Source organism: Photobacterium minamisatsumaniensis (assembly GCF_050336695.1).
In the GTDB taxonomy this organism is placed as follows: domain Bacteria; phylum Pseudomonadota; class Gammaproteobacteria; order Enterobacterales; family Vibrionaceae; genus Photobacterium; species Photobacterium minamisatsumaniensis.
Window position 1 is genome coordinate 60,272 of the sequence record NZ_JAKJSI010000041.1, and the last position, 12,519, is coordinate 72,790.

11 protein-coding genes, 2 tRNA genes and 2 rRNA genes are annotated in these 12,519 nt (G+C 45.4%); 5 read left to right on the forward strand and 10 right to left on the reverse strand.

Features of this window, described 5'->3' with window-relative positions; translation table 11 throughout:
• Window positions 1-33: 33 nt before the first annotated feature.
• Window positions 34-612, reverse strand: a complete 579-nt coding sequence (gene lpcA, locus L4D78_RS21095) for a D-sedoheptulose 7-phosphate isomerase (RefSeq protein WP_428468742.1) — start codon at window positions 610-612, stop codon at window positions 34-36.
• Between the two features lie 396 nt (window positions 613-1,008).
• Between lpcA and fadE the strand changes: the two genes are divergently transcribed.
• Window positions 1,009-3,459: an acyl-CoA dehydrogenase FadE gene (gene fadE, locus L4D78_RS21100; protein WP_428468743.1), complete on the forward strand. Its 2,451-nt coding sequence runs from the start codon at window positions 1,009-1,011 to the stop codon at window positions 3,457-3,459.
• 96 nt (window positions 3,460-3,555) lie between these two features.
• Here the strand turns inward: fadE and L4D78_RS21105 are convergent, their stop codons facing one another.
• Together L4D78_RS21105 and dnaQ are read right to left on the reverse strand one after the other, a co-directional pair.
• A complete protein-coding gene (locus tag L4D78_RS21105) occupies window positions 3,556-4,797 on the reverse strand; it encodes a TIGR03503 family protein (protein WP_428468744.1) in 1,242 nt (413 codons plus the stop codon).
• A 7-nt stretch (window positions 4,798-4,804) separates the two neighbouring features.
• Complete coding sequence (gene dnaQ, locus L4D78_RS21110; protein WP_428459493.1) at window positions 4,805-5,533, reverse strand: DNA polymerase III subunit epsilon; 729 nt, start codon at window positions 5,531-5,533, stop codon at window positions 4,805-4,807.
• 52 nt (window positions 5,534-5,585) lie between these two features.
• Here dnaQ and rnhA point away from each other — a divergent pair, with 52 nt between their 5' ends.
• Window positions 5,586-6,050, forward strand: a complete 465-nt coding sequence (gene rnhA / locus L4D78_RS21115; RefSeq protein WP_428468753.1) for a ribonuclease HI — start codon at window positions 5,586-5,588, stop codon at window positions 6,048-6,050.
• Between the two features lie 18 nt (window positions 6,051-6,068).
• Here the strand turns inward: rnhA and L4D78_RS21120 are convergent, their stop codons facing one another.
• Window positions 6,069-6,812 carry a methyltransferase domain-containing protein gene (locus L4D78_RS21120; RefSeq protein ID WP_428468745.1) on the reverse strand — a complete coding sequence of 248 codons (744 nt, stop codon included), beginning with the start codon at window positions 6,810-6,812 and terminating at the stop codon, window positions 6,069-6,071.
• A gap of 47 nt (window positions 6,813-6,859) precedes the next feature.
• Between L4D78_RS21120 and gloB the strand changes: the two genes are divergently transcribed.
• The 3 genes from gloB to L4D78_RS21135 all read left to right on the forward strand — a co-directional run bounded on the left by gloB (window position 6,860) and on the right by L4D78_RS21135 (window position 9,943).
• Complete coding sequence (gloB, locus tag L4D78_RS21125; protein ID WP_428459490.1) at window positions 6,860-7,618, forward strand: hydroxyacylglutathione hydrolase; 759 nt, start codon at window positions 6,860-6,862, stop codon at window positions 7,616-7,618.
• 70 nt (window positions 7,619-7,688) lie between these two features.
• Entirely contained in the window at window positions 7,689-9,257 is a 1,569-nt protein-coding gene (locus L4D78_RS21130) for a lytic transglycosylase (RefSeq protein WP_428468746.1), read from the forward strand.
• Window positions 9,254-9,943 (forward strand): Yip1 family protein, encoded by a 690-nt coding sequence (locus L4D78_RS21135; protein WP_428468747.1) that lies wholly within the window; start codon window positions 9,254-9,256, stop codon window positions 9,941-9,943. Before L4D78_RS21130 ends, L4D78_RS21135 begins: the two co-directional genes overlap by 4 nt.
• On the opposite strand, the gene L4D78_RS21140 is transcribed toward L4D78_RS21135, so the two are convergent.
• From L4D78_RS21140 to L4D78_RS21165, 6 genes are all read right to left on the reverse strand, one after another.
• The gene (locus L4D78_RS21140; protein ID WP_428468748.1) at window positions 9,930-10,775 is read right to left on the reverse strand and encodes an endonuclease/exonuclease/phosphatase family protein; all 846 of its coding nucleotides are present in this window, start codon (window positions 10,773-10,775) and stop codon (window positions 9,930-9,932) included. The genes L4D78_RS21135 and L4D78_RS21140 overlap by 14 nt on opposite strands.
• Window positions 10,776-10,835: 60 nt before the next feature.
• On the reverse strand, window positions 10,836-11,171 hold the full coding sequence (locus tag L4D78_RS21145; protein WP_428468749.1) for a DUF1904 domain-containing protein: 336 nt from the start codon (window positions 11,169-11,171) through the stop codon (window positions 10,836-10,838).
• A 723-nt stretch (window positions 11,172-11,894) separates the two neighbouring features.
• Window positions 11,895-11,971: transfer RNA gene (locus L4D78_RS21150), tRNA-Trp, on the reverse strand.
• Window positions 11,972-12,009: 38 nt separating this feature from the next.
• Window positions 12,010-12,086 (reverse strand) — tRNA-Asp (locus L4D78_RS21155).
• A gap of 66 nt (window positions 12,087-12,152) precedes the next feature.
• Window positions 12,153-12,268: ribosomal RNA gene (gene rrf, locus L4D78_RS21160) — 5S ribosomal RNA — on the reverse strand.
• Window positions 12,269-12,384: 116 nt separating this feature from the next.
• Window positions 12,385-12,519: ribosomal RNA gene (locus L4D78_RS21165) — 23S ribosomal RNA — on the reverse strand; the annotation flags it as partial.

The window sequence follows — 12,519 nt, forward strand, 5'->3', positions numbered from 1 at the left end:
TCTATCACATAGGCTAGCCACCACAGTCAGTGGTTACTCAGCCATTTCTTTCTCAACCAACATAATCAAGATATGGATAATCTTGATATGCACTTCTTGAATACGGTCAGCAAAACCAAAATGCGGCACACGAATTTCAACATCCGCTAAACCAGCCATTTTCCCACCATCTTTGCCGGTAAGGGCTATCACTTTCATCCCTTTCGCTTTAGCAGCATCAATGGCTTTAATTATATTGCCAGAATTACCAGACGTTGATAGGCCAAATAGCACATCGCCTTTTGCGCCGACGGCTTCAAGGTAGCGAGAAAATACATAGTCATAACCAAAATCGTTACTTACACACGACATATGGCTTGGATCAGAAATCGCGATACCAGGGTAGCCTGGACGGTTTTCGCGGTAGCGACCTGTTAGTTCTTCAGCAAAGTGCATCGCATCACAGTGCGAGCCACCATTCCCACAAGACAGTACCTTACCACCTTGTTTAAACGACTCTGCTAGCAGTTTTGCTGCCGCTTCAATATCAGCGAGGTGTTTATCATCACTCAGAAAGCGATTCAATACTTCAGAGGCCTCGTTAAGCTCCGCACGGATCATATCTTGGTACATAGGCTCTACTCTAATTCTTCAATATTCTATTACAGCTTGGCTGTTTTTATACGCCTTGACTTGCAGTGTACAAAGAAACACTGAGAGGTGTCGACTCTTGCTGCTGAACATTGTGATTCTTTATCACCAATTGTTCACATAATCGCTCAACAGACGCCGATAGCGAAGCATGCTCTGCGACACAAAAAATATACTGACGAGTGCTTACTCGATAAACACAGCCTTTTACAAAGGCTGCCAAGACATCTTTACGTAACCTCCCACTAGCAAAAATTAAATTTAATTTACATTTTATTAAAGATTGAATTACAATTTACTTCGAGTGGTTAGACCTCTTACCTTGAGTATGATGTACCTACATAATAATAACGCTACGCCCATATAAGGAGATAAATCATGGTTACCCTTGCGTACCTACTAGGGCTGATTGGTATAATCGGTGTGCTTGCTTATCACCGCACTAATCTTCGAACCTTTACTATTGCGATTGCAGCTTTGCTAATGCTTGGCTCACTTCTTAATGTAACAGGCCAAATAAGCTGGTTAGTTTTCCTCGTTATCGCTATACCGCTAAATGTACCATCCCTACGAAAATCGCTGCTTAGTCGCCCAGCATTAAACGCTTTCAAAAGTGTAATGCCAGAAATGTCCCGCACTGAAAAAGAAGCTATCGATGCAGGAACCGTGTGGTGGGAAGCTGACTTATTTAGAGGCGCACCTGATTGGAATAAACTCCATGATATTTCTGCACCACGATTGAGTGCGGAAGAAAAGGCCTTTCTTGAAGGCCCTGTCGAAGAAGTTTGCCGTATGGTCAATGATTTTCAGGTCACGCACGATCTTGCCGATCTCCCGCCAGAAGTATGGCAATACCTGAAAGACAACAAATTCTTTGCGATGATCATCAAAAAAGAATACGGCGGCTTAGCGTTTTCAGCCTATGCACAGTCACTCGTTTTACAAAAGTTGACCGGTGTATCCGGTGTTCTCTCTTCTACGGTTGGCGTACCTAACTCATTAGGTCCAGGCGAGTTACTCCAACACTACGGCACAAACGACCAAAAAAATCACTACCTCCCTCGCTTGGCTGCAGGACAAGAGATCCCTTGCTTTGCACTAACGAGCCCTGAAGCGGGCTCTGACGCAGGTTCAATTCCAGATTTTGGTATTGTTAAAAAAGGCCAATGGCAAGGAGAAGAAGTCCTTGGTATGGAGCTAACGTGGAATAAACGCTATATCACCCTCGCGCCCGTTGCTACGGTACTTGGCTTGGCCTTTAAGCTCTTTGACCCAAACCACTTACTTGGTGACGAAGAGGAGCTAGGTATCACTTGTGCTCTGATCCCAACCGACATCGAAGGAGTCGATATTGGCCGTCGTCACTTCCCGTTGAATGTGCCATTCCAAAATGGTCCGACTCAAGGGGACAAAGTCTTTGTACCTATTGAATTTATCATTGGTGGCCAGGAAATGGCTGGGCAAGGCTGGCGTATGTTGGTTGAGTGCTTATCTGTTGGTCGTGGTATTACGCTCCCATCCAACTCGACAGGCGGCATAAAAACCGCAGCCATGGCAACAGGTGCTTATGCTCGAATTCGCCGCCAGTTCAAGTTACCCATTGGTAAAATGGAAGGTATTGAAGAGCCACTCGCTCGACTTACCGGTAATGCCTACGTCATGGATGCAGCAAGTAATTTAACCGTCTCAGGCATTGATTTAGGAGAGAAACCCTCTGTTATCTCTGCCATTGTCAAATACCACTGCACCCATAGAGGGCAGAAAAGTATTATCGATGCAATGGACATCGCAGGGGGGAAAGGCATCTGTATGGGGCCAAGTAACTTCCTCGCACGAAGCTACCAAGGAGCACCAATCGCTGTTACCGTTGAAGGGGCAAACATATTGACCCGTTCGATGATCATCTTTGGCCAAGGCGCCATTCGCTGCCACCCTTATGTATTAGATGAAATGAATGCCGCCTATGATGACGATGAAGTAAAAGCATTAACCGCTTTTGATGGCGCGGTATTTGGTCACGTTGGCTTTGTCATAAGTAATATGGTTCGTTCTTTCTGGCTCGGCTTATCCGATGGCCGCGGCTCTTCTGCACCACGCAAAGACCCAACCTTACGCTATTACCAACAGCTTAATCGCTACAGTGCAAACTTGGCACTTTTAGCTGATATATCTATGGCTGTGTTAGGTGGCTCACTGAAACGAAAAGAACGTTTATCGGCGCGCCTTGGGGATGTATTAAGTCAACTCTACCTCTCCTCTGCAACATTAAAACGCTACACCGATGAAGGATGTAAAAAAGAAGACTTACCTCTGGTGCATTGGGGACTACAAGATTCACTTTATCAAACCCAAGAAGCGCTAGATGAATTTCTGCGTAACTTCCCGAACCGACCAATTGCAGCAGCCCTTCGCGTCATGGTTTTCCCGCTGGGGTTAAGCCGTGTTCGACCATCAGATAAACTTGATCACCAAGTCGCACATCTTATTCAGACACCGTGTGAGACCCGTAGCAGAATTGGTCGCAATCAATATTTAGAAGCCACTGAAAATAATGCCGTTGGTATGATTGAAGCGGCATTAAAAGATATTTTAGCCGCCGAGCCTATCTACGACCGAGTTTGCCAGGCTGCGGGGAAGAAAATGCCCTTTATGCAGCTCGATAAAGTGGCTGAAACAGGGCTAGCCCTTAATGCAATCAATAGTGAGGAAGCTGAGCTGCTGTATCGAGCAGAGGAAGGCCGACTACGTACCATCAATGTCGATGACTTTGAACCACAAGATCTCGCTGCTAATCCGTATCAAGATACTCAAAAAAATATTGCTGCTTAGAAAGCCAATACCTAGTATTCAATATCATAAATAAAAAAGGGAAGCCTGCAGGTGTAATACCAAGGCTTCCCTTTTTTTATTTCGGAACAAGCAATATCAGGTTGTTGGGGCTTCAATGTTTACTGTATCTAGCTGCTTTTTCACTTTCCATTTACGCCAAACAATCATTCCAACCACAGCTAATATGATGATGACAAAATTAACACCAGCGATAATTTTTAAGGCAATTGAACGCGCTGCCTGCCTCTCAGCTTCCAGCTGCTGGATTTCTGCTTGCCTCGCTTTTTCTTCTTGCTGTGCACGGAATGCTTCTAGATTTCGGTCAAGCTGAAGCTCTGCCATTACAGCAAAATGGCGCTCTGGCAACTGAAAAATAAGTTCACGATTGTTAAAGTTATCCGTCGCATAGAGCCAGCCAGACCATGTATAGCGTCCTGCTTTTTTACCGTTAGGTAACCAGACTTTCAAACTGCTTTCTTCTCCGAGGGCAGCCTGCTGGCGGATTGTTTTATCACCGTCCATGCTGACTTGCTCGATATGCGCCGCCAACGAACCTAATTTCAATGCCCCATCTTCAGCCTCGACGACTACTTGATGCGACTCACTCGATCCTCTTCCTTGAATAAAGCTGGCTCGGACTGGCGGGGGATATACCAATACTTCTTGTTCAACAGTGCGAAGAAAGACCCCATTCGCTGAGCTGATTTCAACGCGATATTTACCCGGCTGGATATCCATAGGTAAGGCAACCGTAAAAACACCGTCGCCAGCCTGCTCATCAAAGCCAAGCCCATCATCAGCAAACTCCCCAAGTACTATCGGAGTAGGCTGCGACTCTTTCGGTAAATCGTCTTCATTTTCAATATATTCATAAAACACCACAGAAAGCTTCACCCGATCCAAAAAATCTTTGCGTGTGAGCAAATTACCATTCTGGGTTAGGCGAGCCGTAAACTTGAGGGTTTCAGATTGGTATAAGCGTGTTGGTAACGAGTCGACATTCAACTGCAGCTCTGACAGGACAACAACTTTGTTTCGAGGTGTGACTTTTCCGACAGCCTGCCACGGACCAGGCATCGGATTATCAATCGAGATAATGTCCATGCCCGGCTCTTCATACCAAGCGACATTCTCTGGGTGGCGCCACGAGTAATATTTACTGCCATCGGGCCGAACCAGCACGACAGAGCGGCTTCCTTTCTCTCGCTTAACCATAAACGAGACTTGCTCAACCGTCGGGTCAACACGGAAGCGATTATCTAGCCACGTCATTACCGTATTGTCATTTGCCCACGACAATACGGGTAAAAGGAGTACGAACCACCATAATCGCCTCATAATACCTCTACAGACGCCACATGACGTCACCCTTTTTATCGATAATATCTAAACGCGATTCATGCGCTTCTATTTCATCGGCAGAGGCGCGAATAATCTTTAATGCTTTTCGCCCTGAAGCCAGTCGTCGGATTTCATTTTCTGCACCAGCATCACGATCTTCATTGCCAGCACTTAAGGCTAACGATGTTTGTCCACCCGTCATCAACAGATAGACGTCAGCCAAAATCTCGGCATCGAGTAATGCCCCGTGCAATGTTCGGTGCGAGTTATCTATACCATAACGGGAACAAAGCACATCGAGGTTGTTACGCTTTCCTGGAAACAGGCGCTTCGCCATTTCCAAGGTATCTGTAACTTTACAGAAATCGGCCGTCTTACCAATTGACGGGTCAATTTTGCCAAATTCATAATCCATGAAGCCGGTATCAAAGGGTGCATTATGTGCAACCAATTCTGCCCCACGAATGAATTCCATGAACTCATCGTGCACTTCTCTGTACAACGGCTTATCGACTAAGAATTCATCGGTAATACCATGAACATCAATCGCTTCAGGATCGATTAATCGATCAGGCTTGATATAAACATGGAAACTATTACCGGTCAGTTTTCGGTTGATGATCTCAACCGCACCGATTTCGACAATACAGTGGCCTTCATAGTGAGGGCCGGTCATATTCATACCAGTTGTTTCTGTATCGAATACAATTATGCGTTCATTAGTGGCTTTCATAGTAATGATTGTGTCAGACTCAAGTTTTCAACTAATGCTAATACTACCAAATATGACCAAGCAGGTAGAGATTTTCACAGATGGTTCTTGCCTAGGCAACCCTGGACCCGGTGGCTACGGTACCGTTTTACGCTATAAACAACATGAAAAAGAACTCAACGGCGGCTTTTTCATGACGACCAATAACCGTATGGAGCTACTCGCGGCCATCGTTGGCCTTGCTAGCTTAAAAGAACCCTGCCATGTCGATCTCACGACAGATAGCCAATATGTACGCCAAGGGATCACACAATGGATCCATAATTGGAAAAAGCGCGGTTGGAAAACGGCCGATAAGAAACCCGTAAAAAATGCAGATTTATGGCAGCGTTTAGATAATGAAACCCAGCGCCATCAAGTATCTTGGCATTGGGTAAAAGGCCATGCTGGTCATCCAGAAAATGAACGGTGTGATGATCTAGCTCGCACGGCGGCAGAATCTCCGACTCAGGACGATGTAGGCTACAAGGCCAGCTAATAGCCTCCTGCTTCCTGTTTAACAGCGATGTTTCTCACTGGCTTTCGTGCGACAGTTCAAACCTACAGGAGATAACTGTCGCCGTAATTTCCAAGTTGGCTTGATTGGCTTTAAGGGGAATGTTCGCTTACGAGCAACAATTAGGTACAAGCTGCCAATGGGCGCACAACTATCAGACAGCATCCCTTCAACCCATGCCGAGCATGCTTTATGCCGAGTAGCAGGCAGGACCGCAAAGTTTTCATGGAAAACCACTTCATAGTTCAAAACACCTAGCCAATCTTTAATACGCATTGGCATAAACATCCTTCCAGTCCATGGGTGACGCTTTCTATTCCATGGCAAGAGCCCACGCATTCCCAATAAACTGATAGGGTTATAACCACTAATTAGCATATAGCCATCATCCACCGTTACCCGGTCGACTTCTCGTAAGAGACGGTGAGGGTCGGTGCAATAATCTAATTGATGGGCAACAACACATGCATCAAATGATTTTTCTACAAAAGGTAATGCAAATGGATCAGCAATGACATTATGCAGTGGATTGAACTTATCAATGCAAATTTGGTGCTGGATGTTACAATGGCCACTGGCTAACTCACAACTTAAACCACCCAGCTTTAACATATGGTAACCAAATAACTTTGGCCACCATTCATCAAGCTGAGCCTGAAGCAGTTCTGCTGCCCATTCGCCGTTGACCACTTGTGACCAACTGTGGGGGGGATCAATATGTTTCAACGTGCGGGCTGGCTTCATAGCAATTCCAATAAAGTGCTCAACATCAAAAGGCTGGAGACAAGTTCATGCTAACAGTTAAAAGCATACCTGCATTTAATGACAATTACATCTGGCTAATTCACAATCCCGATAACCATTGTGTTGTCGTTGACCCGGGTGACGCAACCCCTGTCATTAAAGTATTAGAAGAACAACAGCTACACCTTGATGCAATCCTTATTACCCACCACCACCATGATCATGTTGGTGGGATTAGCGAACTAAAGCGAGCTTACCCAAACCTCAATGTCGTAGCCCCTGCCGCCGAGCCTATTCCAGGTGTATCTCAATCGGTAGAAGACGGCGATCAAGTTGAAATATTCGGTGAGCGTTTCATGGTTTTGGGGGTGCCGGGTCATACAGCTGGCCATGTTGCTTACGTGGGTGATGAAAAACTATTTTGTGGTGATACACTCTTTTCTGCTGGTTGTGGCCGCCTTTTCGAAGGCACAGCAGGACAAATGTACCATTCGTTACAAAAAATCGCTGCTTTGCCCGATGAGACAAAAATCTACTGCGCTCATGAATACACTAGCAGTAATTTAGCCTTTGCTTTAGTTGCCGAGCAAGACAACCCTCACCTTCAACGTTACCGTGAAGATGTAAGTAGGCTGCGCGCACAAGGGGTTAGCACCATCCCTAGCACCTTGAAGCAAGAAAAATTGATAAATCCCTTCCTACGCTGCGATCAAGCTAGCATCAAAAAATCAGTTGCAAATAAAGCAGTTGACGACAGCGATGTCGAAACCTTTGCCGCGCTGCGTCGTTGGAAAGACGAATTTTGACATAGGTCACTTGTAACCAAGGTAGTTGGACAAGTATTATCACCAACTATTTTGGTTATAGGCTGGACACATGAAATCCCGATTTTTTTTGGCGAGCGCGCTATTACTGGCTGGTTGCCAAATCACAAATACTAAAAACACAGTCGAAGAACCGACGAACACAACAACAGACAAAAAGCCTGCGGCACAAGTCGCCCCTGCCGTGGCAACGACCCCAAAAGCACAGCCATCGGTTGTCGAAAAGGTCAAAGAACCAACGCCACAAGAGCAAGCCGATGTTTGGCAACGTATCAGCATGCAGCTAACCGCTGATATTCCTGATAACAAACAGGTTAACTACTACCGTGACTGGTATTTACGCTACCCAGGCCACCTTAATACCGTTGCCAAGCGAGCAGAACCATTCCTGTACTTTATTACAGAAGAAATTGAAAAACGTGACTTACCTCTTGAACTCGCATTATTACCTATCGTAGAAAGTTCATTTGATCAGTTTGCTTACTCACATGGCCGCGCAGCAGGCTTATGGCAAATAACTGCCCCAACAGGACGTAGTTTTGGTCTTGAGCAAAACTGGTGGTATGACGGTCGCCGCGATGTTGTTGAATCAACCCGAGCTGCACTTGATCTACTTGAGTACCTAAACCGCAAGTTTGATGGCAACTGGCTTCATGCACTCGCTGCCTATAACACTGGTGAAGGTCGTGTATTCCGCGCCATTCGCAATAATAAAGCCGCGGGTAAACCAACCGACTTTTGGTCTCTCTCTCTACCGAAAGAAACCAGTGGCTATGTGCCCAAGTTGCTTGCCGTTGCTGACGTGATCAAAAACCAACAGAAATATGGCATGACAATTCCGGCTATTGCGAACAAACCTGCTGTAAAACTGGTTGAGCCGAAGACTCAAATGGACTTGGCTATGGCCGCAAAATATGCAGGTATGTCACTGAAAGATCTACAAGGCTTAAACCCCGGCTATAACCAGTGGGCCACCGCGCCTGAAGGACCTAGTCACCTCCTATTGCCTCTTAATAAAGTCGACCGATTTAACGCAGAATTTGCCAACAGCGGTCAACAAGGGCTAAATGTCGTTCGCTATAAAGTGCAATCAGGCGATACCTTGAGTGTATTGGCACAGAAGCACCAGACGACAACAAAGCAAATCCAACGTGCTAACGATATGACAGGGAGTAGCATCCGTGTTGGCCGCTATATCCTAATTCCTGTGGCTATGCAGGATAGTGATACCACCGCGGTTCGTATGGCTAATAACACCCAGCGCAGTCATGGTAGTGGCTATCGCACAACCTATAGTGTGCAGTCTGGAGATAGCTTATGGACAATCGCTCGTAGCCAAAAGGTTTCCATCGATGAGATTACTAAGTGGAATGGCATCAGCAAAAATACCACCCTACGCGTTGGCCAGAAGCTCACACTGTGGAAAGACAGCGAGAGCGGCGGCGTCATTCGTACCGTATTCTATCAAGTTCGCTCAGGCGATAACCTCAGCTCAATAGCTCAACGCTATCAAGTGAAAGTGGCTGATGTGGTGAAGTGGAACCAGATAAGTGGACAGAAATACTTGAAGCCGGGGCAAAAGCTGAAACTATATGTTGATGTCACGAAGGTAAGTGTATGACACCTTCTAAAAATCCGTTTGTCGCGGTCGTCGATACTTTCCGCTCCCCGATTGACTGCTTTGCAGCTATATATGAACGCCCTAAATGGGCGTTTCTCCCATACTTGATGATCATCTTTGGGCCATTCTTTTTCTGGGGAACCTATTTCAACAACGTTGATTTAGCGTGGCTTCAACAAATGCTAATGGATCAACTTTCAAACGTCGACCAGCAAGTACAAGAGTCTTGGTTAACTAAAGAAGTATTATTAGCTGGTGAAGTATTCAGTGATGTAATTGGCCGTACAGCATGTATTTTTGTCTTGGCGCTGTGGTTAAATCTATCAACCAAAAGCAACAGTCATAAACACAGCTTCGGTAAGTGGTTGGCTGCATCATGCTTTATCATGCTGCCTGCTGTCATAGGTGATTTTGCCAGCTACTTGAATGCCGTATTCAATACTAACAATATATTGCCGAATGCCGCTGATCTAAACAGTTTAAATGGTTTGTTGAAACTACCGTTAGATAGCCCTTGGTCACCCTTTACCACGACCATACCTTTGCTAGCACCTTGGTACATTGCATTAAGCTATGCCGCAGTAAGTGCCTGGACTGACTATGATCGTGCGAAGTCAATTATTGTAGCAGGCCTACCTTGGCTACTGACTCTAATTGTTTGGCCTATTCTAATTATCGTAGCTTAAAGCTGGCAAGAATCGGGTTATGATCAGAAGCATTCGTTTTGGGTGCTTCTGCTTTCATTAATTGAAGATCACGATAATAAAGATGATCCAACGGCTTACCAAATACCTTAATACGGCGATCCTGTCGTAAACGGATATCTACCAGCCCTAGGCTTTCAGCAAATTCATCAACCACATCGAGCCTTGCTTGGCGCCACGTATTAAAATCACCAGCTAAAATAATCGGGCCAATATGCTTGCTCAATACCGCCTTTAAACTATTAAACTGCTCTTTATATTCTTCAAGGCCAAGTGCAAAGTTGACACCATGCAGGTTAACGACAGCCAAAGTCTGGCCATTCGACAATACAAATTCAGAAAGCAAAGCCGACTTTGGCAAGCGTAACCATGGTTCCATCGCAAGGTAAGCACAAGTCGTTTTTGCATTCACAGATGACAGGTTCATTACCCCAGCAGGTGTATTGAGGAATTTAAACGCATTCGCCATCCTCACTTTCCACGGGGCATCATCGAGGTAAGTCTTCAGCTCAGTAGTTAAACTGGCTTCTTGCAGTAAAACCAAGTTACTGTCTTGGCTGAACCTCTCCAGCTCTTGGCGCCAATTCTCTTTCTGTTGCTTGTAAATATTCCATACTGAAACAGAGAACGAACCATCTTGATCCAAAGGCTGAGCTAAGTCACTCTTAATACAGCTATAAGAGAACTGAGGCGCCAGCACATTTTCACTTATCTCCGGCACTTCTGATACATCAAAAGACCAATTCAGCGCACTGATCCCTAATGCTCCGGCAACAGCTCCTAGCCCAGCCATAACTTTGGTATAACGCGCCATCAAACCAACCTAATATCGAACCGCTAACAAGAAACAAAGACTTAAATGAGAGTGTTTTATTTAGTAGTGACTGCCGTTATCGTAATAAGCAGTAGGCGTTAATACATGAAAAATCACGGCTACATCAAGATCTGGCGAGTGGGTTTGTAAGCGGACAGCACTCGTGATCAGCTCTGCAACCTGATCTTGAATCTCCTGCCCACGATCAAACCATAGTACTTCGACAAATGGGTATGCGTCGGATACATCACCATCAAAGATGAATGAGGACGAGATATGCTCAAGGGTAAAATCTTCACGAGGGCACGCCATTAGTGGCTGTAGATCGTCAGTTAACTTAGTTGACAATGACTTTACATCATCAAACTCAACAGCACGAAAACGAAGATGTGGCATATATACTCCAATCTTACTCAAACATAAAAGCCACAAGATACCATCTCACAGGCCTTTTTCGCAGCCATTTTTTGTCAGCACCACGTCAATCTAGGTTTATCTATCTTCTTTTCGCTTTATTGCACATACAAACAGTAACGATTTTTTGCTAAAATCCAATGCAATAAAACATCGTTCAATTAAATCTAATACTATGAAAAATAAAATACTCCCACTCTTGGCATTCGTTCTAATAGCCTCATCACCGTTTGCCACGGCAAACAATGACGAACGTATCAGAGAGCTTGAATACCAAATCAAACTTTTAACCCACAGGGTTAACAGTTTGGAGGATCAATTAAACCAGAAACAACACAGCCGCCATAATAATGACCGCATGTATCAATGCCAATTAAATATCTTCGGTGAGCGATACAAGGGGCGATCATCAAGCCGAGGAAAGGCAATCACTAAAGTTGTCAATGAATGCAGCAACGCCCATGACGATATGTTTTGTCGCCCAGAAGCAGTTAAGTGCACAAATTACTAGCATTGAAGCGCGAAGATACTAAAGCTGGCTCTAACATTTAAGCTGAGACGCATAATCGATAAGACTTAATGTGGCAGGGGTGGAGAGATTCGACCCGGCTGGCGATCCAGGGGGACGCCTAGTTATCCCAACATTGCTTCGAAGAAGCAACAAATGCAAAAAAGCCCCGACATTGCTGTCGAGGCTTTCGAAAGTGGCAGGGGTGGAGAGATTCGAACTCCCAACACGCGGATTTGGAATCCGCTGCTCTGCCAATTGGAGCTACACCCCTGTAGTTGTTTTAAAGACTTAACTTTGTCTTAAATAAAGTGGCGGAGCGGACGGGACTCGAACCCGCGACCCCCGGCGTGACAGGCCGGTATTCTAACCAACTGAACTACCGCTCCACACGGTGATAAATACTTGCGTATCTATCCGATAYCCATCGTTCAATATGAATATCTAAATTTGAAGCCTGGCGATGTCCTACTCTCACATGGGGAAACCCCACACTACCATCGGCGCTATTACGTTTCACTACTGAGTTCGGCATGGGATCAGGTGGGTCCATAAYGCTATGGYCGCCAAGCAAATTCTGTTTTATCTACYGCCTTATGGCAGMAAATAGCAATCTGGGAAAATCTGACTAGTTCTCGCTTCACATTCAAGCGTTTGTGGARTCCGTAAAAACCCCTTGGGTGTTGTATGGTTAAGCCTCACGGGCAATTAGTATCAGTTAGCTCAATGCCTCGCAGCACTTACACACCTGACCTATCTACGTCGTAGTCTCCAACAACCCTTTAGGATACTTAAAGTATCAGGGATGACTCATCTCAGGGC

What these genes read in the sequence shown, in the direction of transcription:
- lpcA (WP_428468742.1), bottom strand. Translation starts at nt 612, where the DNA reads ATGTACCAAGATATGATCCGTGCGGAGCTTAACGAGGCCTCTGAAGTA.
- fadE (WP_428468743.1), top strand. Translation starts at nt 1,009, where the DNA reads ATGGTTACCCTTGCGTACCTACTAGGGCTGATTGGTATAATCGGTGTG.
- L4D78_RS21105 (WP_428468744.1), bottom strand. Translation starts at nt 4,797, where the DNA reads ATGAGGCGATTATGGTGGTTCGTACTCCTTTTACCCGTATTGTCGTGG.
- dnaQ (WP_428459493.1), bottom strand. Translation starts at nt 5,533, where the DNA reads ATGAAAGCCACTAATGAACGCATAATTGTATTCGATACAGAAACAACT.
- rnhA (WP_428468753.1), top strand. Translation starts at nt 5,586, where the DNA reads ATGACCAAGCAGGTAGAGATTTTCACAGATGGTTCTTGCCTAGGCAAC.
- L4D78_RS21120 (WP_428468745.1), bottom strand. Translation starts at nt 6,812, where the DNA reads ATGAAGCCAGCCCGCACGTTGAAACATATTGATCCCCCCCACAGTTGG.
- gloB (WP_428459490.1), top strand. Translation starts at nt 6,860, where the DNA reads ATGCTAACAGTTAAAAGCATACCTGCATTTAATGACAATTACATCTGG.
- L4D78_RS21130 (WP_428468746.1), top strand. Translation starts at nt 7,689, where the DNA reads ATGAAATCCCGATTTTTTTTGGCGAGCGCGCTATTACTGGCTGGTTGC.
- L4D78_RS21135 (WP_428468747.1), top strand. Translation starts at nt 9,254, where the DNA reads ATGACACCTTCTAAAAATCCGTTTGTCGCGGTCGTCGATACTTTCCGC.
- L4D78_RS21140 (WP_428468748.1), bottom strand. Translation starts at nt 10,775, where the DNA reads ATGGCGCGTTATACCAAAGTTATGGCTGGGCTAGGAGCTGTTGCCGGA.
- L4D78_RS21145 (WP_428468749.1), bottom strand. Translation starts at nt 11,171, where the DNA reads ATGCCACATCTTCGTTTTCGTGCTGTTGAGTTTGATGATGTAAAGTCA.